Consider the following 21,304-nt stretch of genomic DNA (forward strand, 5'->3'; position numbering starts at 1 on the left):
CGAGCTGCGGAGGAGGGGGAACGACGAGCGTTCGGCTCAACAGAGCGCGCTCGCGTGCCGGACCAGGTCGACGTGCACGCGAGCGGTGAGGAGAAGCTCGTCCCGCTGCGACATGTCCTCATGCTGCCGACCGTTCTCCACGCCGGTCAACGCTCTTCCACTCAGTGAGACTTTCATCGCTGGCTTTGTTACGACCCGCCCCCACCAGCATTTACCACCCCTTAACACCTACCCGTTGAATAGAGATTGTGCCGGGGCGGTACACCCACCGTCCAGACCAGACCCGATCGGGTTTCGCGAATCGCCGATCCGGGCATGTTCGATCCCGCAGAGGCAGGGAGACGAAGGAGGCACCCCCGATGGGCGTCCAGTTCCGCAAGCGCAAGAAGTACGGCCCGCTGATCCTCCACTTCACCCAGAACGGGTTCTCCTCGTGGAGCATCAAGATCGGTCGCTGGTCCTGGAACTCGAACACCCGCGCCCACCGCGTGGACCTTCCGGGGCCGCTCTCCTGGAAGCAGGACAAGGCCTGACGGTCCGAGGACCGTTACGACGGGCGGGGCGCCGGCGATTCGCCGGTGCCCCGCTCGTCGTCCGGCCGGCTTCGCCGTTCCGCCGACGGCACCGCCGCCACGGCGGACAATCGCGACATGGCGGACCTGACCCTGCGGCGGATACGGCGCCGGTCCGTCGCGGCCTGCGCGCTCATGCTGGCCGGCTACTTCCTGGTGCCGGTCGAGGCGGACCCGAACGGCCTGCGGCTGGCCCTGCGCTCCGTCGCCACGCTGCTGCTGGTGGCCCTGGTCGCATTCCTGGTCACCGGCCAGGTCCGCCGCCAGATCAGCCGCGAACAGCCGACCGGCGAGGCGGAGGACCGCGCGCTCACCCGCCTCGCGATCGCGCTGATCGCCGGGCTGCTGGTCTTCGCGCTGGCCGACTACGTGGTGGCGAACACCCGGCCCGGTGAGTTCGTCGGGTTGCACACCCGCGTCGACGCGCTCTACTTCGCGCTCGCCACGCTCACCACCATCGGCTACGGCGACGTGCACGCCCAGGGGCAGATCGCCCGGGTGGCGGTCTGCGCCCAGATGGTGTTCAGCATCGGCGTGGTGGCCACCGGCGCGTCGGTGGTGGTCAAGCAGATGACCCAGCGGTCGGGGCGGCGCTGATCACCACGTCCCCGCCGAGCCGGCCGGGCTCCGGGTCGCGGGTCACCGCGCCGCCGTCGAGCAGCGAGGCGAGCGCGCGGTTGGCGTCGGCGGCCCGGTAGACCGTCTCGGTGGCGGCGAACCGGCGCAGCTCAGTGACCGTGCGCGGGCCGGAGCGGGCCAGCTCGGCCAGCAGCTCGCGGCGCAGCGGGCCGGGTTCCGGGTCGAGGCTGATGTCGAGCAGCCTGCCCGCCGGGTCGGCCGGGTCGCGGTAGCGCACCCCGGCGAACTCGTCGACCGCCCATAGCGCCTCCTTCAGCGCCTCCAGGCCCCGGTCCGAGCCGGTGCCGTAGCCGAGCCGCCGGGCCGGACCGTCCTCGGGCACCAGCTCGACCTCGGTGACCAGCGGGAAGCCGGCTGCGGCCAGCGCCGCGCGCGACGACCGCCCGGAGTCGGTGACCAGCAGCAGCTCGGCCGGGCGACCGGACGCGACGGCGGCCAGAAGCGCCGGGTCGGGCTCGCCGCCGTCGACCACGGCGAGCAGCGGCGCGCCGGCCGCGCCGGCCGCCTTGAGCGCCACCGGCAGCCGGTCGGGCCGCCCGGGGACCACGTGCACGGCGACGTCGGCCGGCAGGGCGGCCTCGGCGGCGCCGAGCCGCGTCGGCAGCTCCGCGTCCCCGTCGGCCAGCACCAGCACGGTCAGCCGCCGCCCGCGCAGCCGGTCGGCGAACTCCCCCACCACGCCCAGCGCCGCCTCCGCGCCGGCGGCGGCGTCCCCGGCGTACGCGAGCGCGAGCGTGGCCCGGCGCGCGCGGTGCAGCGCCGCGGGGAGCCAGTGGTCGAGCTGGCGGACGAGCAGCTCGCGCAGGACGGCGTCGGTCGGCATGGTGCCGTTTCTACCGCACCGCGCGAGCCGCCCGCCCGGGAACCCCGCTCAGGCCGACACGGAGACGCCCACGCCGCCCCGGGTCTGCCCGCCGTAGCGCTGCCGTTCCCGGTCGAGGTCGAGCCGGCCGATGCGCTTGCGGGCGGCGAGCGCGGCGTCGTCCAGCAGGTTCGCCGGGACGATCCAGACGATCTCGAACTCCAGCCCGTCCGGGTCGCGGCCGTAGAGGCTCTTGGTGGTGCCGTGGTCCGACGCGCCGGCCAGGGCCCCGGCGGCGGACAGTCGCTCGGCGGTGGCGGCCATCTCGTCGAGCGTGTCCAGCTCCCAGGCGAGGTGGTAGAGGCCGACGGTGCGCCGGCCGGCCTCGGACGGCCCGGCCGCCGCGCCGATCTCGAAGAGACCGAGGTCGTGGTCGTTGGTGGAGTCGGGTGCCTGGAGGAAGGCGGCGCCGCGGAAGCCGTCGGGCGTCATCTCCACCCGGCGGAAGCCCAGCACGTCGCGGTAGAAGGCGACGCTGCGCTCCAGGTCACTGACGTAGAGGACGGCGTGGTTGAGCCGGTGGATTCCCATGACACCGACGGTAGCGCGATTTTGTTGAGCGTTCAACCATTGGCGCTATGATGGGCGTCATGACCCGGTGGCTGGACCCCGACGAGCAGCGGACCTGGCGCGCCTTCCTCGCCGCCTCCCGCACCCTGATGGAGACGCTCGACCGCGAGCTGCAACGCGACGCCGGGATGCCGCACGCCTACTACGAGATCCTGGTCCGGCTCTCCGAGGCGCCCGGCCGGCGGCTGCGGATGAGCGACCTCGCCGACGCCACCGGCTCGTCACGCAGCCGGCTCTCGCACGCCGCCGCCCGGCTGGAGGCCGCCGGGTGGATCCGCCGGGAGGACTGCCCCACCGACCGGCGCGGCCAGCTCGCCGTGCTCACCGACGACGGCTTCGCCACCCTGGCCGCCGCCGCGCCCGGCCACGTCGAGGGGGTACGCCGGCACCTGTTCGACGCGCTCAGCCCGGCCCAGGTCGACCAGCTCCGCCGGATCAGCGAGACGCTCGCCGACCACCTGACCGGATCGGAACCAAACTGATCCACTCCGGGGGTTGTACTTACCGTCGCCGGATGAGCACGATGGGGCGTGTCCTCCGGTTTCGCTGACCTGACCGTCCAGGCGCACCAGTTGGTGTCCGAAGGCGACCTCACCGGCGCCCAGCAACTGCTCGCCGACGCGCTCAGCGACGCCGACCCCCGCCCCGGCAACGCCTCCCCCGAGCTGGCCGAGGCGGCCGGCCTCCAGGCGCGCCTGCTCGTCGCGCTCGGCGAGCCGCACTCCGCCCGGGGCTGGGCCGCGTTCGCGTACGCGGCGGCCACCCGGCTGTTCGGGCGCTCCGACGAACGCACGGTCACCGCCGCCGCGACGCTCGCCGCGGTGCTGCACCGGGTCGGCAGCGACGCCCGCGCCGCCCGGCTCTACTCCGACGTCATCATCGAGCTGACCGCCCGCGACGGGCCGGAGTCGCAGCGGGTGCTGGCCGCGCACGCCGACCTGGCCACCGTGGAATACGCGCGCGGCCAGTGCGAGGTGGCCCGCGACCGGCTCACCGACGCCTGGGAGCTGCACCGCGAGGTCTACGGCGACGGCCACCCCAGCGGCATCAAGATGCTGGCCAAGCTCGGCGCGATGGAACGCGACTGCGGCCGCTACGCCGAGGCGCACGAGCACCTGGCGCTCGCCGAGGACCTGTGCCGCGAGCACCTGGCCGTGGACGACCCGCTCGCCGTCCAGGTGGCCGGCCTGGCCCGGGCCGCCGCCGACCCGGACCACGTCTGCCCCGCGCCCGAGCCGCCCGCGCGCCCGGCGCCGGTGGTGCCCGCCGCCCGGGTCCCCCCGACCGTCGAGGGTCCCCCGACCTGCCGCCCTACACCCCGCCCGCGCTCGACGACCCGGTCGAGACACCGCTCTACCACCCGCCCGGCCGGGCCGCCGACCCCGCGCACGTGCCGACGCCCCGCACCCCGCCGGAGGCCGACGGCGACGCCTACGACGACTACCCGTGGCCGCCGGACGAGCCGGTCGACCAGCCCTGGCGGCCGGACGGGCCGGCGGAGCAGCCCTGGCGACCCGGCGAGGACGCGCTGCCGCCGACCGTGGTCGGGCTCGCCGACGACGACCCGGCCGGCGTACGCCGGGTGTCGCCGCCCCCGGAGCCGCCGTCGCGCTACCTGCCGGTGCACGTGCCCCGGCCACCCGCCGCGCCCCGGCGCGAACGGGCCTGGCTGCCGCTGGCGGTGCTTGGCGTGGTGGTCGCGCTGCTGCTCGGCACCATCGCGGTCATCGCCGGGGTGTCCCGGGTGGACGGCGACCGCGACGACCCGGCCGCCCCGTCCGGCGCGGCGTCGAGCGGGCCGCCCGCCTCGGCCCGGCCCACCCGCAGCGCGCAGCCGGCCGCCTCCCCGGGCACCCCGCCGGGCCGTTTCACGCTCACCGACCGGCGCGACAGCATCGTGCTGAGCTGGACCTACCCGCCCGGCGCGGAGGGCCCGGTGGTGGTCGCCGGTGGCCGGGCCGGGCAACCGCAACGCACGTTCGCGACGCTGCCCGCCGGCTCGGCCGACTACATCGCCTACGGGCTCGACCGCACCACCGACTACTGCTTCACCGTGGCGCTGGTCTGGTCCACCGACACGGTCGCCCGCACCGGCCCGACCTGCACCAAACGGCGGCGCTGACCGCTCATTCCACGTCCGGCTCGGCCAGCGCCGGCAGGCGTACCGTCGCCCGCAGGCCCGGCGCGGCGGCGCCCGGGGTCGCGTCGGCCAGCTCCACCGTGCCGCCGGCCCGGCGCACCAGCTCCCGCACGATGGCCAGGCCCAGGCCGGCGCCGCCCGCGTCGCGGGCCCGCGCGTCGTCCAGCCGGGTGAACCGGGCGAACACCCGCTCCCGGTCCGCCGCCGGGATGCCCGGCCCGTCGTCGGTCACCGTGACCAGGTGGTACGCCCCGACCGGACCGGTCACGGCCAGCTCCACCGCGGTCCCGGCGTGCCGCAGCGCGTTCTCCACCAGGTTGACCAGCACCCGGCGCAGCTCCCCCGGATCCCCCTCGACCCACCACGCCCCGGCCGGCGACACCAGCCGCAGCGGCGGCGACGGATAACGCGCGGCCACCCCGCGCAGCAGCTCACCCAGCTCCACCGGGCCCACCGCCGCCGGCCGCGCCGGGTGCCCGTCGTCGGGGCCGCGCCGGCGCCCGTCGTCGCGACGGCGGTCGGCCGGCGCCTGCTCGTCCAGGCGGGCCAGCAGCAGCAGGTCGTCGACCAGGCGGCTCAGCCGCTCGGTGTCCGCGAGCAGGTCGTCGGCGACCGCCGGCCAATCGGTGTCGTCGCCGAGCCGGCGGGCCACCTCCAACTCGGTGCGCATGTTGGTCAGCGGGCTGCGCAGCTCGTGCGCGGCGTCCGCGACGAACGCCCGTTGCCGGTCCCGCGACGCCGCCAGCCGGTCCAGCATGTCGTTGAGCGTCACCGCGAGCCGGTGGATCTCGTCCCGCCCGGCCGGCACCGGCAGCCGCTCCGCCCCGGCCCGCCCGGTGATCTCGGCGGCGCCGCTGCGCAGCTCCTCCACCGGGCGCAGCGTCGCGCTTACCACCCGCCAGGCCACCACCGCCAAGCCGGCCACCAGCAGCGGGAAGCCGACCAGCAGCAGGTTGCGCACCACGTGCAGGCTGTGCCGCACGTCCGACAGCGACTTGGCGACCAGCACCGTACGCGGCTCCGCCGGCGTGCCGGCCGGCACCGTCACCACCCGCACCGGCCCGGACATGCCGACCCGCCGGCCGTCCACCACCAGCCGCTGGCGCTGACCGGGCCGCAGCTCGTCCGGGCCGAGCATCGGCACCAGGCGGTCCGCGTCGATCGAGGCGGCCCGGATCCGCCCCTGCGCGTCCACCACCTGCACCCGGAGCTGCCCGCCGGCCACCGGCAGCGGATCCGGCAGCGCGTCCTCGGCGGTCAGCAGCGCCACCGCGTCCGCGGTCCGCAACGCCTCCGCGTCCACCGACCGCTGCAACGTCCACCCGAGCGCGCCGAGCAGCAGCGCGCCACCGAGCGCGAACCCGAGCACCAGGCCGAGCACGCCCAGCGCGAGCAACCGGGCCCGTAGGCCGGCGCGCGACCACGGGCGGCTCACGTGGCCAGCCGGTAGCCGGCGCCGCGGACCGTCTCCAACCGCTCCCGGCCGATCTTGCGGCGCAGGTAGCCGACGTAGACCTCCACCGCGTTCGGGGCGGTGTCCACCGACGCGTCCCAGACGTGGTCCAGCAGCTCGGTCTTCGACACCACCTCGCCGGGGCGGCGCATCAGGTAGTCCAGCAGCGCGTACTCGCGGCTGGTCAGCACCACCTCGGCGTCGGCGCGGGTGACCCGTCGCCGGGCCGGGTCCAGGCACAGGTCACCGACCGTGAGCACGGCCGGCCGCCGGGGCGCGCCGCGCCGCAGCAGGGCGCGCAGCCGGGCCAGCAGCACCACGTACGAGAAGGGCTTGGTCAGGTAGTCGTCGGCGCCGCAGTCGAGGCCGTCGGCCTGGTCGTACTCGCCGTCCTTGGCCGAGAGCATCAGCACCGGGAGCCAGCGCTGTTCGGCGCGCAGCCGGCGCACCACCTCGTAGCCGGAGAGGCCGGGCAGCATCACGTCGAGGATCATCGCGTCGTAGTCGCCGTGCCGGGCGGCGTCCAGCCCGGCCGGGCCGGTGGCCGCCACGTCCACCACGAAACCCTCCGCCGACAGGCCCCGGCGCAACGCCCCGGCCAGCCGCGTCTCGTCCTCCACCACCAGCAACCGCACCGGTCCAGGGTGCCACCACCGGGTCACCCGTAGGGGATCGGCTCAGCGTCCTCACAGCGACGATCCCGCAGCATGGAGCGCAGGAGGTGCACACTATGTCCGTGATGAAGAACCGCGCCGTGCTGCGCTGGCTGGTCCCGGTGACCGCGGGGGTCGCCGTGATCGGGGGCGGCGCCGCCGTCGGCACGTTCGCCGCCGGCGCCGACCCGGCCCTGCCACCGCGCAGCGCCGCCCAACTGTTGGACGACCTGCGAACGTCCCGCCTGGACGGGCTGTCCGGCACCGTCGTGCAGCGCGCCGACCTCGGCCTGCCGCCGATCGCCGCGCTCGCCGGGCAGGCCAGCGGCAACCAGCTCGCCGGCCTGGTCACCGGCACGCACACGCTGCGCGTCTGGTACGGCGGCGAGGACCGGCAGCGGCTCGCCCTCGTCGACACGCTCGGCGAGCAGGACGTGCTGCGCAACGGGCGCGACGTCTGGACCTGGAGCAGCCGGGAGAACACCGCCGTCCACCGGAAGCTGCCGGCCGACGGCAAGGACCTGGCGTCCGCGCCGGCCACCCCGGCCGACGCCGCGCAGCAGGCGCTGGCCGCGATCGACCCGACCACCGCGGTCACCGTGGGCCGTTCGGCCACCGTGGCCGGGCGGGACGCGTACGAGCTGGTGCTCACGCCGCGCGACAAGGCGTCGCTGGTGCACCAGGTGCGGATCGCGCTGGACGCGAAGGAGCACGTGCCGCTGCGCTTCGAGGTGCTCGCCGACGGTCAGGACGAGCCGGCGTTCGAGGTGGCGTTCACCCAGGTCGACTTCCGCACCCCGGACGCCGACCAGTTCCGGTTCAACCCGCCGCCCGGCGTGAAGGTCACCGAGGAGACGACCGACGCGCGTCCCGGCCCGGCCGGCAGGGCGCCCGGCAAGGCCGACGGGCAGCGGCCGGACGTGCGTACCGTCGGCACCGGCTGGACCACCGTGGTGGTCGCCAAGCTCGGCGACATGTCCGGGGCCGGCGGCGCGAAGGCGGCCGGCGCGAAGGCGGGCGCGGACGCGCCGGACGCCGCGATGCTGGCGAAGGTGCTCGGCGACCTGCCGAAGGTCAGCGGCGACTGGGGCAGCGGCCGGCTGCTCAGCGGCAAGCTGTTCAGCGTGCTGCTGACCGACGACGGCCGGGTGGTGGCCGGTCTGGTCACGCCGGAGCGGCTCTACCAGGCCGCGAAGGGCTGATCGATCATCGGGCTCGGGGCCCGGTCGGCGGACGCCGACCGGGCCCCGAGCCGTGTCCGGGCTTGGTGCGAAGGCGGGCGGCGCGCTATCTTTCTCAGTTCAGACACACAAAAGGAATGGCATTCAATGCCATTCCTGCTGCAATTCTAGTCAATGAGGAGCCGGCTTGTCAACGCACTCCGACGTGTCGGGTGACCTGCGCCAGGACGACGAGATCGGTCGCGAGCAGGAGTACGTCTCGATGCTCTACGACCGGCTGGACGGCATGCGGGACCAGGCCGCCCGCCGGCTCGACGAGGAGTTGCGCCACACCGGCGGCACCCAGCAGGCGCGCTCGCAGCGCGACGCCACCGTCGCCATGTACGCCGACCAGGTCGAGCAGTTCTCCGCGGTCGAGTCCGGCCTCTGCTTCGGCCGCCTCGACGGCGACGACGGCGCCGGCCGCTACATCGGCCGGATCGGCATCTTCGACACCTCCGGCGACTACGATCCGCTGCTGATGGACTGGCGCGCCCCGGCCGCCCGCCCGTTTTACCTCGCCACCGCCGCCAACCCGCAGGGCGTCCGCCGCCGGCGGCACCTGCGCACCCGCGAGCGCAAGGTCACCGGGCTCAACGACGAGGTGCTGGACATCACCGCCGCCTCCCCCACCGCGCACGAGGAGGTCACCGGCGAGGCGTCGCTGCTGGCCGCGCTCAACGCCGGGCGCACCGGCCGGATGCGCGACATCGTCGAGACGATCCAGGCCGAGCAGGACCGGATCATCCGCGCCGACCTGCCCGGCGTGATGGTGGTGCAGGGTGGGCCGGGCACCGGCAAGACCGCGGTGGCGCTGCACCGGGCCGCGTACCTGCTCTACACGCACCGCCAGCAGCTCTCCACCCGGGGCGTGCTGCTGGTCGGCCCGAACGCCACGTTCCTGCGCTACATCTCCCAGGTGCTGCCGGCGCTGGCCGAGACCGGTGTGCTGCTGCGTACCCAGGCCGACCTGTTCCCCGGCGTGCACGCCCGGCGCGTCGAGCCGGCCACCACCGCGGCGCTCAAGGGGCGCGCGGTGCTGACCGAGGTGCTCGCCGCGGCGGTGCGCGACCGGCAGTGGGTGCCGGCCGAGCCGATCACCATCGAGCTGCCCCAGCGGGAGGTGCTCACGCTCGACCCGGAGACGGTGCGCCAGGCCCGCGACCGGGTCCGCCGCACCGGCCGCCCGCACAACCTGGCCCGGGCGCTGTTCGACATCGAGGTGGTGCACGCGCTCGCCGACCAGGTGGCCGAGCGGATCGGCGCCGACCCGCTGGGCGGCGACAACCTGCTCTCCGAGGCCGACCGGGCGGAGATCCGCCGCGAGCTGCGCGAGGAGCCGGAGATCGGGGCCGCGCTGGACGAGCTGTGGCCGGTGCTCACCCCGCAGCGCCTGCTCGCCGACCTGTTCGCCTCACCGGAGCGGATCGCCACCGCCGCGCCGATGCTCACCGACGACGAGCGGGCCGCCCTGCACCGGGAGCCCGGCGGCTGGACGCCGGCCGACGTGCCGCTGCTCGACGAGGCCGCCGAGCTGCTCGGCGAGGACGAGCGCGCCGCCGCCGCCCGCCGCGAGCGGATCCGCGCGATGGAACGCGAGTACGCCGAGGGCGTGCTGGAGATCTGGCGCGGCTCCCGCTCGATCGACGTGGAGGACGAGGCCGACGGCGGCGAGATCCTCGGCGTGACCGACCTGATCGACGCCGCCCGGCTCTCCGAGCGGCAGGAGGAGTCCGACCGGCTCACCACCGCGCAGCGCGCCGCCGCGGACCGCACCTGGGCGTTCGGGCACGTGATCGTGGATGAGGCGCAGGAGCTGTCGCCGATGGCGTGGCGGCTGCTGATGCGCCGCTGCCCCAGCCGGTCGATGACGATCGTCGGGGACGTGGCGCAGACCGGCGCGCTGGCCGGCACGCCGTCCTGGGGCGAGGCGCTCGCGCCGTACGTGGCGGACCGGTGGCGGTTGGAGGAGCTGACCGTCAGCTACCGCACCCCCGCCGAGATCATGGCGGTCGCCGCCGACGTGCTCGCCGAGATCGACCCGGCGCTGCGCCCACCCCGCTCGGTACGCGCCACCGGCGTACCGCCGTGGGACCGGACCGTGCCGGCGGACCGGCTCGTCGCCGAGCTGGTCGAGGCGAGCGCCCGCGAGGCGACCGGGCTGGCCGACGGCCGGCTCGGGGTGATCGTGCCGACCGGGCGGGTGGCGGAGCTGGGTGCGGCGGTCGTCGCCGCGCTGCCCGAGGCGGCGGTGGGCGAGCAGCCGGAGCTGGCGAACCGGGTGGTGGTGCTCACCACCGAGCAGGCCAAGGGGCTGGAGTTCGACTCGGTGCTGGTGGTGGAGCCGGACCGGATCGTCGCGGAGTCGCCGCGCGGGCACAGCGACCTGTACGTCGCCCTGACGCGCGCCACCCAGCGCCTCGGCATCCTCCGGAGGTAAGGAGGGGCCCCTCCTTAACGCATTCGGTAGAGGAGGGGCCCCCTTTTAACAACTGTCACCCGGGGTTGGCGCTTTCGTCGGTGACGTTGGCGACCTGGGCGCCGGGGGCGGAGGCGTCGCTGGTGGAGCCGCCGGCCGGGGTGCTCATGCCGCCGGTGGTGGCGTCCCCGGTGGTGGTCGGCGCCACCTTGCCCGGGTGCCGCTCCGGCTGCCGGGCCACCCGGCGCACGCTGGCCGGGCCGGCCGTGCCACCGGTCGTGGTCACCGCGCCCTGGCCCCGGGTCGGGCCGCCGTCGCGCAGCACGGTCGGGTCCACCGGCACGTTCGCCGGGTCGTCCGGATCCAACTCCTGGATCATCCGCTCCTCGTCGGTCCGCGGCACCGTGACCTCGTCGAGGGCGCCCTCGCCGTACACCCCGCCGGCGATCCGCTGCTCGGCCTGCCGGGCGGCGTCCTGCCGCATGTCGTCCTCACGCACGTCAACCACCTCGCCGCTCTCGTGATGTGGGTATCGGTGTGGCGTGCCCGTGGGCCGGGGGCTGAAACCCGGCGGTGTTTCCGACGGAGAGCGCCCGATGTCCGGAACGACGAGCGGGCCCGGATGCCGCCGGCATCCGGCGGTTACCTTGTCTCGGGCGCCGGGTAGACGGAGGGTGCCCCCGCCACAGAGCGCGAACCGTGCCGTGGCCGACCCGCGGTAGCGGGGCGAGGGTGTGCAGATACCGACTCATCAAATCCTGAGGAGGACCAGATGAGCACGCAGGCTGCATCCACCAGGCCGATGAACCGGCCGATGTCCGACGTCCAGAACCGGTCGAGCATGCAGGACATGTCGACCCGGCAGATGCCGTCCATGCACGACGGTCACCGGGAGCAGATGCCCAGCCCGGGCACCGAGACGAAGCAGGCGTTCCTGACCACCGAGTTCTGGGTGTACGCCGCGGCCGCCGCGGTCGTCGTGATCGCCGCGTTCTGGAAGGGCACCACCGCCAACGGCCTGAACATCAACAACCCGAACCAGGCCTGGTGGTACCTGACCGCGCTGACCGGCGCGTACCTGGTCAGCCGGGGTCTGTCCAAGGCAGGCAGCGCGCGCCGCTCCGGCAAGGAGCGTCGAGGCCGGCACTGACCCCACGCCGCACGCCGACGGCGACGCCCCCGGGATCCGTCCCGGGGGCGTCGTCGCGTGCCGTCACTCCTCGCCGAAGCCGCCAAAGTCCCCGCCGTCGTCGCCGCCGAACGCGTCGTCGATCATCTCGCCGGCGACCAGGCCGCCGGCCACGCCCAGCGCGGCACCGGCCACCATGCCGCCCATGCCCGGGCCGCGCCGGCCATGACCGCCGTAGTGGCCGGCGTGACCGTGGTGGCCGCCGAAGCCCTGGGCGCGCAGGCCGCCGTAGCGCGAGGTGGTCTCCCGCAGCCAGCCGTCCACGACCGGAGTCCAGTCGGTGCGGGCGGCGTCGCTGTGCGGGACGGAGTATCGCCCGAAGACGTCGTGCCCGGCGCTGAGGAAGCCACCGCGCTTGTCGCACTCCAGGATCACCTCGACGCCCTGCTGGCTGGTCACGAACGTCAGCTCGACCTCGGTGACGGTCTGCGCGTACTGCGGGGCGGCGAAGAACTCGATCTCCTGGTAGAACGGCAGCGTCTGCGGCACGCCGTAGATGTGGCCGCGCTCCAGGTCGGCGTGCTTGAACCGGAAGCCCAGCGCCTGGAACGCGTCGAGGATGCGCTCGTGGATCGGCAGCGGGTGCACCGACACCTGGTCCAGGTCGGACTTGTCGACCGCCCGGGCCACCGCGACCTCGGTGCGCAGGCCCATCGTCATGCCGTGCAGCCGCTGGCCGTAGACGTCGGTGACCGGCGTCTCCCACGGCACCGGGAGCTGGAACGGGATGGCGAGCTGCTGCTTCGGGGCCAGCTCGAACGCGCCGCTGACCGGCATCCGGTGGAACTCCATGACGCCGGCGTACTCGGTGTCGCCGCCCTCGATCTCGACCCGGGTGACCAGGCCGACGCTGATCTGCTCGATGCGCGCCGGCGCGTCGCCGCCGACCAGGTTGACGTGCCCGTCCAGGGCGAGCCCGGGCCGGGTGTTCGGGTTGGCGAGCACCGTGTCGACGCTGGGGCCGCCCACACCGAACGCGCTCAACATCTTCTTGAAGACCATCGGTCACTCCCGTGGGGGACAGCGTTCCGACATGGACCGTCGGACGCGTGGTGAGGGGACCCTAACCGTCGTCGCTGGGAAGTGCCTGAGAGGCACGGGTACGCCGGCGTCAGGCCGCGGGGTCGACCACGATCAGCTCGCCCACCTGCTCGCCGAGCTCCCGCCGGGCGTCGACGGACAGGCCGGCGTCGGTGACCAGCACGTCGGCCTCCCCCAGCGGGGCGATGGTGGCGATGCCGATGGTCTCCCACTTGGTGTGGTCGGCGAGCACGACCAGGCGACGGGCCGCGCCGATCAGCCGACGGTTCACCGCCGCCTCCAGCAGGTTCGGGGTGGTGAAACCGGTACGCCGGCTCATCCCGTGCACGCCGAGGAAGAGCAGGTCGACGTTGAGCGCGGCGATGGCCGCCTCGGCGACCGGGCCGGTCAGCGCGTCCGACGGGGTGCGGATGCCGCCGGTCAGCACCACGGTCTGGTCGGGGCGGGGGTTCTGGTAGAGCGCGTCGGCGACCGGGATCGAGTTGGTGACCACGGTCAGCCCGCGTACCTCGGCGAGCCGGGCCGCCAGCGCGGCGGTGGTGGTGCCGGCGGAGAGCGCGACGGCCATGCCCGGCTCGACCAGGCCGGCGGCCCGCTCCACGATGGCCTGCTTCTCGGCCTGCTGCCGCACCGACTTGGCGGCGAAGCCGGGTTCCTCGGTGGAGCCGGGGCCGGCCAGCGTCGCACCGCCGTGCACCTTGTCGATCAGCCCGCGGTCGGCGAGCACCTCCAGGTCCCGCCGGATCGTCATGTCCGACACGCCGAAGCGGCTCACCAGGTGGCTGACCCGGACGCCGCCGCGCTGGCGGATCAGCTCCAGGATGGCGCTCTGCCGTTGTTGGGCGAGCATGGGGACCTCCTCGGCGGCGCGAGCGGCAGGATACCGGTCAGGTGGTCGCGGGTTCGGATGCGACGTCCTCGCGGACCACCGCCACCTCCCCGGGCGGCACCGTCAGCTCACCGTCGCACCGGGTGCCGCCGAGCAGTTCGACCCCGGTGACCGGCAGGCGGGCCGGCTCGCCGGTGTGGTTGACCACGAACAGCCAGCTCCGGTCCGCCGCGCGGCGGCGGACCACCTCCACCCCGACCGGCGCGGTCGCCGCCGGGCGCACGCCGGCCTCGGCGAGCAGCCGGGCCACCAGCCCGTCGGTCGCCGCGTCGTCGAGCCGGGTGCCGACGTACCAGGCGGCGCCCGCGCCGACCGCGTGGCGGGTCAGCGCGGGCACGCCCGGCAGGGGCCCGTCGGCGTACGCGGCCAGCACGTCCGCGCCCTCGGCGTGCAGCCACTCGGTCCACACGTCGGCGTGCGAGCCGTCGTCCAGGCGTACCGTCTCGCCGTCGCGCAGCGGGAAGAACTCCTCGGTGCGGACGCCGAGCAGGTCCCGGAACGCGCCGGGGTAGCCGCCGAGCCGGATGTGGTCGTGCTCGTCGACGATGCCGCTGAAGTAGGTGACCAGCGCGGTGCCGCCCGCCTCGACGAACCGGCGGAGCGCGGCGGCGGTGGCGTCGCGGGTCAGGTAGAGCGTAGGCACCAGCACGAGCCGGTAGCCGGACAGGTCGGCGGTCGGGTGCACCACGTCGGCGGTGACGCCGGCCCGCCAGAGCGCGCCGTGCAGCGCGGTCACCCGGTCGGTGTAGGTGACGTCGACGCTGGGGTGGGAGTCGAGTTCCACCCCCCACCACGCCTCGTAGTCGAAGAGCACGGCGACGTCGGCGTCGACGCGGCTGCCGCGTACCTCGGCCAGCGCCCGCAGGTCGGCGCCGAGCCGGCAGACCTCGCGGAACACCTTGGTGTCCGGCCCGGCGTGCGGCACCAGCGCGGAGTGGAACTTCTCCGCGCCGGCGCGGGAGGCGCGCCACTGGAAGAAGAGCACCCCGTCGGCGCCGCGCGCCACGTGCGCGAGGCTGTTGCGGCGCATCTGCCCGGGCGTCTTGGCGGCGTTGCGGGGCTGCCAGTTGACCGCGCTGGTGGAGTGCTCCATCAGCAGCCAGGGCGCGCCGCGGGCCACGCCGCGGGTGTGGTCGGCGGCGAACGCGAGGTCGACCTCGGGACGCGGGTCGGCGGCGTTCAGGTAGTGGTCGTTGGCGACCACGTCGACGTCGTCGGCCCAGGAGTGGTAGTCCATGTGTTTGATGCCGGTGCCGACCATGAAGTTGGTGGTGACCGGCTGGTGGACGTGCCGCGCCAGCACTTCCCGTTCGGCGCGGAGCTGGGCGCGCTGCTCGTCGGAGGAGAAGCGCAGGAAGTCGAGCTGCTGGGTCGGGTTGGCGAAGGTCGGCGCGGCGCGCGGCGGGTTCACCTCGGCCCAGTCGTGGTAGCGCTGGCTCCAGAACGCGGTGCCCCAGGCGGCGTTGAGCGCGTCCAGGTCGCGGTAGCGCTCGCGCAGCCAGCGCCGGAACGCCTCGGCGCTGACGTCGCAGTAGCAGTGCACGTTGTGGCAGCCCAGTTCGTTGGAGACGTGCCACATCACCACCGCCGGGTGGTCGGCGTACCGCCGGGCGATCGTCTCGACCAGCGCGAGGGAGCGCTCGCGGAAGACCGGCGAGCTGGGGCAGTACGCCTGCCGGCCGCCGGGCCACAGCACGGTGCCGTCGGCGCGGCGGGGCAGCGTCTCCGGGTGCCGGTGGGCCAGCCACGGCGGCGGGCTGGCGGTGGCGGTGGCGAGGTCGACGTCGATCCCGCCGTCGTGCAGCAGGTCGAGTGCCCGGTCCAGCCAGCCGAACTCGTACGCGCCGGGGGCCGGTTCCAGCAGGGCCCAGGAGAAGATGCCGACGGAGACCAGGTTGACCCCGGCGCGGCGCATCAGCTCGATGTCCTCGGCCCAGACGGTCTCGGGCCACTGCTCGGGGTTGTAGTCCGCGCCGTAGAAGATTCCGTCGCCCTGCCAGTTCCGCATGAGAGCAGAGGGTGCCCCGGTCCGGGTGCCAAGTCAACACTTTCCAACATCGACTCGAATTACAACGTTTACCGGCTCTTTCCCCTGTCACACCTCGGTTATCACCGTCCTTTTGCCCTCTTGACACCGCCGTACCAAGGGGTAGCTTCAACCGCCACCGGCTATTTCTGTTCGGACGTGTGGATTCTCGGTGGATCTCGTAGCACACCTCTCCACGCAGGAGGCGCAATGTCCCGTCCCCGCTCCCAGGCCGAGTACCTCGCCCGGCTCGTACCCCCGTCCGTCGCCGGCCTGAACCGGCGCTCGCTGCTGGCCGGCGCGGCCGGCGCGGGCGCGCTGCTCGGCACCGGCGCGCTCGCCGGCTGCGGCGACTCCGACTCCGGTTCCGGCGGCGACGCGAAGAGCGTGTCGCTCGGCTCGAACCAGTCGGACCCGAAGCCCAAGGACGTCGTCGCCAAGGTGATGGACGGCTTCAAGACGTCGTCCGGGGTGACCGTCAACATCAACACGGTCGACCACAACACGTTCCAGGAGAACATCAACAACTATCTCCAGGGCAAGCCGGACGACGTGTTCACCTGGTTCGCCGGCTACCGGATGCGGTTCTTCGCGGCCAAGGGCCTGGCCGGCGACCTCAGCGACGTCTGGGGCAAGCTCGACGGCTACACCGACGCGTTCAAGAAGGCGTCCACCGGCGACGACGGCAAGCAGTACTTCGTGCCGGCGTCGTACTACCCGTGGGCGGTCTTCTACCGCAAGTCGGTCTGGCAGCAGCGGGGCTACCAGGTGCCCAAGACGCTGGACGACCTGAACACGCTCGGCGCGCAGATGAAGAAGGACGGGCTGAACCCGATCGCGTTCGCCGACAAGGACGGCTGGCCGGCGATGGGCACGTTCGACATCCTCAACCTGCGGATCAATGGCTACCAGTTCCACGTCGACCTGATGGCCGGCAAGGAGGCCTGGACCTCCGACAAGGTCAAGAAGGTCTTCGACACCTGGGCCGGACTGCTCCCCCTGCACCAGCCCGACTCGCTGGGCCGCACCTGGCAGGAGGCCGCCCAGTCGTTGCAGCAGAAGAAGAGCGGCATGTACCTGCTCGGCCTCTTCGTCGGCCAGCAGTTCAGCGGCGCCGACCTGGAGGACCTGGACTTCTTCACGTTCCCCGAGGTCGACTCCACGATCGGGGCGAAGGCCCTGGACGCGCCGATCGACGGCTACATGATGGCCCGCAAGCCGAAGTCCAAGGACGCGGCCACCAAGCTGCTGACCTACCTGGGCTCGAAGGACGCCGCGAACGTCACGGTGAAGAACGACCCGAGCACGCTGGTGGCGAACAGCGGCGCGGACACCGCCGGCTACACCGCGCTGCAGAAGAAGGCCGCCGAACTGGTCGGCTCGGCCACCGAGATCGCGCAGTTCCTCGACCGGGACACCCGGCCGGACTTCGCCTCCACCGTGATCATCCCGGCGCTCCAGCAGTTCATCAAGAACCCGAAGGACATCAGCGGGATGCTCACCAGCGTCGAGAACCAGAAGAAGTCGATCTTCACTAGCTGACGGCGGAAAGGGGAAGGACGTCATGTCCGACCTGCCCCTGATCCAAGCGGATCGCGCCGTACCGCCGCCGGCCGCGACCACCACCACCGGTGGTCGCGGTCGCCGGCTACGGCTCCTCTCCCGCACCGACCGCGTGGTCATCACGCTGATGGTGCTGCTGCCCCTACTGCTCGTCCTCGGCCTGGTCTGGCTGCCGGCGGCGGCGACCGTGCTGCTCTCCGGCACGAACTGGGACGGCATCGGCCCACTCAACGAGATCGACTGGGTCGGGCTGAAGAACTACGACGACGTGGTCAACAACTACCCGCCGTTCGTCCCCGCGGTGCAGAACAACCTGCTCTGGCTGGCCGCGCTGTTCGTGGTGGCCACCCCGTTCGGCATGTTCCTCGCCGTGCTGCTCGACAAGGAGCTGCGCGGCAGCCGGTTCTACCAGACCGCGCTCTACCTGCCGGTGGTGCTCTCGCTGGCGCTGGTCGGCTTCATCTGGCAGCTCATCTACAGCCGGGACCAGGGGCTGCTCAACGGCGTGTTCGGCGGCGACACCGACTGGTACGGCGACCCGAACGTCAACATCTGGGCGGTGCTGGTGGCCGCCGGCTGGCGACACGTCGGCTACATCATGCTGCTCTACCTGGCCGGCCTGAAGGGCGTCGACCCGTCGCTGCGGGAGGCCGCCGCGGTCGACGGCTCCTCGGAGACCAGCACGTTCTTCCGGGTCGTCTTCCCGGTGATGCGCCCGATCAACATCATCGTGCTGGTGGTGACCGTGATCGAGTCGCTGCGCGCGTTCGACCTGGTCTGGGTCATCAACAAGGGCCGCAACGGGCTGGAGCTGATCTCGGCCCTGGTCACCCAGAACGTGGTCGGCGAGGCGAGCCGGATCGGCTTCGGCTCCGCGCTGGCCACCATCATGCTGGCCGTCTCCCTGGTCTTCATCACCATCTACCTCTGGACCGTCATGCGGGAGGGCAAGCGATGACCACCGCCGTCTCCCCCCGGCGCCGCCGACCGGTGCGGCCCGCCCGGGTCGTCCTGCACGTCTTCCTGGGTACGGTCGCCGTCGGCTGGCTGTTCCCGCTGCTCTGGGCGGTGCTCACCTCGTTCCGCTCCTACCAGTACACCGCCGTGCACGGCTACGTGTCGTTCGGCGGCTGGACCATCGACAACTACGTCACCGCGTGGCAGACCGCCGAGTTCGGCAAGCACTTCCTCAACTCGGTCTACATCACCGTCCCGGCGGTGCTGCTCACGCTCTTCCTCGCCTCGTGCGTGGCGTTCGTGATCGCCCGGTTCAGTTGGAAGCTCAACATCGCGCTGCTCGGCCTCTTCACCGCGGCGAACCTGCTGCCGCAGCAGTCCCTGCTGATCCCGCTGTTCCGGATGTTCACCGAGATCCCGCTGCCGCTCTGGATGAGCGACTCGGAGCTGCTGTACGACAGCTACTGGGGGCTGATCCTGGTCAACGTCGCGTTCCAGTGCGGCTTCTGCGTCTTCGTGCTCAGCAACTACATGAAGGCGCTGCCGCACGAGCTGTACGAGGCGGCGATGGTCGACGGGGCGAGCGTGTGGCGGCAGTACTGGCAGGTGACCATGCCGCTGTGCCGGCCGGCCCTGGCCGCGCTGGCCACCCTGGAGGTGACCTGGATCTACAACGAGTTCTTCTGGGCCACCGTGCTGATGCGCAGCGGCGACAAGTTCCCGGTGACCAGCTCGCTGAACAACCTGCGCGGCCAGTTCTTCACCGACAACAACCTCGTCTCGGCCGGCTCGGTGCTGGTCGCGATCCCCACCCTGGTGATCTTCTTCCTGCTCCAGAAGCAGTTCGTCCGGGGCCTGACGCTGGGAGCCTCCAAGGGATGACGATCGTCCACCTGCGCCGCGCGCGGACCAGCCTGGTGCTCGACGCGCGCGGCCCGGGGCTGCCCCGGGTCGTGCACTGGGGCGCCGACCTCGGGTCGATCTCCACCGAGGATCTCGCCGCACTGGTCGACGCCACCGTCCCGCCGGTGGTGCCGAGCAGCTTCGACGAGCCCACCGCGCTGTCGCTGCTGCCCGAGGCGAGCGCCGGCTGGGGTGGCCGCCCCGGCCTGGCCGGCCACCGAGCCGGCCACGACTGGTCCACGGCGTTCCGCCTCACCGGCATCGACGTGCCCGACGAACTGTTAGGAGGGGCCCCTTCACCTGCACCAGGCGTTAACCGGGGGCCCCTCCTCACCACCGTGCGGGCGGCGGACGCCGGCGCGGGGTTGAGCCTGACGGTGGAGATCACGCTGGACGCGGCGGGGCTGCTGACCCTGCGGCACCGGCTGCGCAACGACGGCGACGGCCGCTACGAACTGCGCGAGCTGACCCCGGTGCTGCCGGTGCCGGCGGTCGCCACCGAACTGCTCGACCTGACCGGGCGCTGGTGCCGGGAACGCGCGCCGCAGCGGCACCCCTGGCCGATGGGCGCCTGGGTGCGCGAGGGGCGGCACGGCCGCACCGGGCACGACGCCACGCTGCTGCTGGTCGCCGGTACGCCCGGCTTCGGCTTCGGGCACGGCGAGGTGTGGGCGGTGCACACCGCGTGGAGCGGCGACCACGTCACGGTGGCCGAGCGGCGCCCGACCGGCGAGGCCACGCTCGGCGGCGGTGAGCTGCTCGCCCCTGGCGAGATCGTGCTCGAACCGGGCGAGGAGTACGCCACCCCGCTGCTCTACGCGGCGCACTCCGCCGACGGGTTGGACGGGCTCAGCGACGTGCTGCACACCAGCCTGCGCGCCCGGCCGGGCCATCCGCGCACGCCCCGGCCGGTGACGCTCAACGTCTGGGAGGCGGTCTACTTCGACCACGAGCTGGACCGGCTGCGGGTGCTCGCCGACCGGGCCGCCGAGGTGGGCGTGGAACGCTTCGTACTGGACGACGGCTGGTTCCGCGGCCGGCGGCACGACCTCGCCGGGCTCGGCGACTGGTGGGTCGACGAGCAGGTCTGGCCGGGCGGCCTGCAACCGCTGATCGACCACGTACGCGCGCACGGCATGCAGTTCGGGCTCTGGGTCGAACCGGAGATGGTCAACCCCGACTCCGACCTGTTCCGCGCCCACCCGGACTGGGTGCTCCAGGCGCCCGGCCGGTTGCCCCCGACGTGGCGGCACCAGCAGGTGCTCGACCTGGCCCACCCGGACGCGTACGCGTACGTGCTCGGCCGGCTCGACGCGGTGCTGACCGAGCACGACGGGATCGCGTACCTGAAGTGGGACCACAACCGGGACCTCACCGAGGCCGGGCACGGCGGCCGGCCCGGGGTGCACGCGCAGACCGGGGCCGTCTACCGGCTGCTGGACGAGCTGCGCGCCCACCACCCCGGCCTGGAGATAGAGAGCTGCTCGTCCGGCGGCGCCCGGGTCGACCTGGAGATCCTGCGCCGCACCGACCGGGTCTGGGCCAGCGACTGCAACGACGCGCTGGAACGCCTGTCCATCCAACGCTGGACCGGCCTGCTGCTCCCGCCGGAGCTGGTCGGCACGCACATCGGGCCGGACCGTTCGCACACCACGCACCGGGTGCACGACCTCGGCTTCCGGGCGGTCACCGCGCTCTTCGGCCACCACGGCATCGAGTGGGACATCACCGCGATCGACGCGTCCGCGCGGGCCGACCTCGCCGCCTGGGTGGCGCTGCACAAGCGGCTGCGCCCGCTGCTGCACGGCGGCCGGGTGGTCCGGGTCGACCACCCGGATGAGGCCGTGCAGGCCCACGGCGTCGTCGCCCACGACCGCTCCCGAGCGGTGTACGCGGTCAGCCGGCTCACCACCTCGGCGGCCCAGGTGCCGGGCATGGTGCGGTTGCCGGGGCTGGACCCGGCCCGGCGCTACCGGGTGCGCCCGCCGGCCGGGGTGCCGGAACCGGCGCTGCTGGAACTGACGCCGCCGGCCTGGCTGGCGTCCGACGCCGGGGTGACGCTGCCCGGGTCGGTGCTGGCCTCGGTCGGCCTGCAACTGCCCGCGCTGCACCCGGAGCAGGCGCTGCTGCTGGAGGTCACCGAAATTTCCTGAGGATCTCCGCTGGCGGATGTCGAGAACCGGGGTGGCGGCTTCTACCGGAGGGTGG

General features: G+C 73.4%; 19 protein-coding genes and 1 pseudogene. 11 read left to right on the forward strand and 9 right to left on the reverse strand.

Translation table 11 applies throughout. The annotated features are described in order from the left end of the window. Window positions 1–36: 36 nt before the first annotated feature. Window positions 37–177 carry a putative leader peptide gene (locus tag H1D33_RS30315; protein WP_396767362.1) on the reverse strand — a complete coding sequence of 47 codons (141 nt, stop codon included), beginning with the start codon at window positions 175–177 and terminating at the stop codon, window positions 37–39. A gap of 182 nt (window positions 178–359) precedes the next feature. Between H1D33_RS30315 and H1D33_RS15400 the strand changes: the two genes are divergently transcribed. Beyond that, on the forward strand, window positions 360–533 hold the full coding sequence (locus H1D33_RS15400) for a DUF4236 domain-containing protein (protein ID WP_064498970.1): 174 nt from the start codon (window positions 360–362) through the stop codon (window positions 531–533). Window positions 534–650: 117 nt separating this feature from the next. Continuing rightward, window positions 651–1,169 carry a potassium channel family protein gene (locus tag H1D33_RS15405; RefSeq protein ID WP_181572472.1) on the forward strand — a complete coding sequence of 173 codons (519 nt, stop codon included), beginning with the start codon at window positions 651–653 and terminating at the stop codon, window positions 1,167–1,169. On the opposite strand, the gene H1D33_RS15410 is transcribed toward H1D33_RS15405, so the two are convergent. Together H1D33_RS15410 and H1D33_RS15415 are read right to left on the reverse strand one after the other, a co-directional pair. Then, entirely contained in the window at window positions 1,135–2,034 is a 900-nt protein-coding gene (locus tag H1D33_RS15410; protein WP_181572471.1) for a hypothetical protein, read from the reverse strand. The two genes, H1D33_RS15405 and H1D33_RS15410, sit on opposite strands and share 35 nt — an antisense overlap. A gap of 48 nt (window positions 2,035–2,082) precedes the next feature. Beyond that, entirely contained in the window at window positions 2,083–2,604 is a 522-nt protein-coding gene (locus H1D33_RS15415) for a VOC family protein (RefSeq protein WP_181572470.1), read from the reverse strand. A gap of 50 nt (window positions 2,605–2,654) precedes the next feature. Here H1D33_RS15415 and H1D33_RS15420 point away from each other — a divergent pair, with 50 nt between their 5' ends. Together H1D33_RS15420 and H1D33_RS15425 are read left to right on the forward strand one after the other, a co-directional pair. Then, window positions 2,655–3,125, forward strand: a complete 471-nt coding sequence (locus tag H1D33_RS15420; protein ID WP_220138782.1) for a MarR family winged helix-turn-helix transcriptional regulator — start codon at window positions 2,655–2,657, stop codon at window positions 3,123–3,125. 93 nt (window positions 3,126–3,218) lie between these two features. Further along, window positions 3,219–4,765, forward strand: a pseudogene (locus tag H1D33_RS15425) (tetratricopeptide repeat protein). Window positions 4,766–4,769: 4 nt separating this feature from the next. Here the strand turns inward: H1D33_RS15425 and H1D33_RS15430 are convergent. Further along, window positions 4,770–6,218 carry a sensor histidine kinase gene (locus H1D33_RS15430; RefSeq protein WP_181572467.1) on the reverse strand — a complete coding sequence of 483 codons (1,449 nt, stop codon included), beginning with the start codon at window positions 6,216–6,218 and terminating at the stop codon, window positions 4,770–4,772. Continuing rightward, the gene (locus H1D33_RS15435; protein WP_181572466.1) at window positions 6,215–6,871 is read right to left on the reverse strand and encodes a response regulator transcription factor; all 657 of its coding nucleotides are present in this window, start codon (window positions 6,869–6,871) and stop codon (window positions 6,215–6,217) included. Before H1D33_RS15435 ends, H1D33_RS15430 begins: the two co-directional genes overlap by 4 nt. 95 nt (window positions 6,872–6,966) lie before the next feature. Between H1D33_RS15435 and H1D33_RS15440 the strand changes: the two genes are divergently transcribed. Next, the gene (locus H1D33_RS15440) at window positions 6,967–8,091 is read left to right on the forward strand and encodes a LolA family protein (RefSeq protein ID WP_181572465.1); all 1,125 of its coding nucleotides are present in this window, start codon (window positions 6,967–6,969) and stop codon (window positions 8,089–8,091) included. A 241-nt stretch (window positions 8,092–8,332) separates the two neighbouring features. Next, window positions 8,333–10,549: a HelD family protein gene (locus tag H1D33_RS15445; RefSeq protein ID WP_246412216.1), complete on the forward strand. Its 2,217-nt coding sequence runs from the start codon at window positions 8,333–8,335 to the stop codon at window positions 10,547–10,549. A gap of 55 nt (window positions 10,550–10,604) precedes the next feature. Here the strand turns inward: H1D33_RS15445 and H1D33_RS15450 are convergent, their stop codons facing one another. Continuing rightward, window positions 10,605–11,027: a hypothetical protein gene (locus H1D33_RS15450; RefSeq protein WP_181572463.1), complete on the reverse strand. Its 423-nt coding sequence runs from the start codon at window positions 11,025–11,027 to the stop codon at window positions 10,605–10,607. Between the two features lie 273 nt (window positions 11,028–11,300). Between H1D33_RS15450 and H1D33_RS15455 the strand changes: the two genes are divergently transcribed. Further along, window positions 11,301–11,678, forward strand: a complete 378-nt coding sequence (locus H1D33_RS15455) for a hypothetical protein (protein ID WP_246412087.1) — start codon at window positions 11,301–11,303, stop codon at window positions 11,676–11,678. A gap of 63 nt (window positions 11,679–11,741) precedes the next feature. On the opposite strand, the gene H1D33_RS15460 is transcribed toward H1D33_RS15455, so the two are convergent. The 3 genes from H1D33_RS15460 to H1D33_RS15470 form a co-directional block, all read right to left on the reverse strand. After that, window positions 11,742–12,719 carry a sporulation protein gene (locus H1D33_RS15460; protein WP_181572462.1) on the reverse strand — a complete coding sequence of 326 codons (978 nt, stop codon included), beginning with the start codon at window positions 12,717–12,719 and terminating at the stop codon, window positions 11,742–11,744. Between the two features lie 109 nt (window positions 12,720–12,828). Next, a complete protein-coding gene (locus H1D33_RS15465; RefSeq protein WP_181572461.1) occupies window positions 12,829–13,608 on the reverse strand; it encodes a DeoR/GlpR family DNA-binding transcription regulator in 780 nt (259 codons plus the stop codon). Between the two features lie 37 nt (window positions 13,609–13,645). Continuing rightward, window positions 13,646–15,655 (reverse strand): beta-galactosidase, encoded by a 2,010-nt coding sequence (locus H1D33_RS15470; RefSeq protein WP_181572460.1) that lies wholly within the window; start codon window positions 15,653–15,655, stop codon window positions 13,646–13,648. 228 nt (window positions 15,656–15,883) lie between these two features. On the opposite strand from H1D33_RS15470, the gene H1D33_RS15475 reads away from it, so the two are divergent. Genes H1D33_RS15475 through H1D33_RS15490 form a run of 4 tightly spaced genes read left to right on the forward strand, consistent with a single transcriptional unit; the run spans window position 15,884 to window position 21,249 of the window. After that, on the forward strand, window positions 15,884–17,215 hold the full coding sequence (locus H1D33_RS15475; protein ID WP_181572459.1) for an ABC transporter substrate-binding protein: 1,332 nt from the start codon (window positions 15,884–15,886) through the stop codon (window positions 17,213–17,215). Between the two features lie 22 nt (window positions 17,216–17,237). Beyond that, window positions 17,238–18,194, forward strand: coding sequence for a carbohydrate ABC transporter permease (locus H1D33_RS15480; protein ID WP_181572458.1), 957 nt, complete (start codon window positions 17,238–17,240; stop codon window positions 18,192–18,194). Next, entirely contained in the window at window positions 18,191–19,075 is an 885-nt protein-coding gene (locus H1D33_RS15485; protein ID WP_181572457.1) for a carbohydrate ABC transporter permease, read from the forward strand. Before H1D33_RS15480 ends, H1D33_RS15485 begins: the two co-directional genes overlap by 4 nt. Beyond that, entirely contained in the window at window positions 19,072–21,249 is a 2,178-nt protein-coding gene (locus H1D33_RS15490; RefSeq protein WP_181572456.1) for an alpha-galactosidase, read from the forward strand. The genes H1D33_RS15485 and H1D33_RS15490 overlap by 4 nt, the downstream gene beginning before the upstream one ends. The last annotated feature ends 55 nt before the right edge of the window (window positions 21,250–21,304 follow it).

The organism is Micromonospora ferruginea, from assembly GCF_013694245.2.
Lineage (GTDB): Bacteria > Actinomycetota > Actinomycetes > Mycobacteriales > Micromonosporaceae > Micromonospora > Micromonospora robiginosa.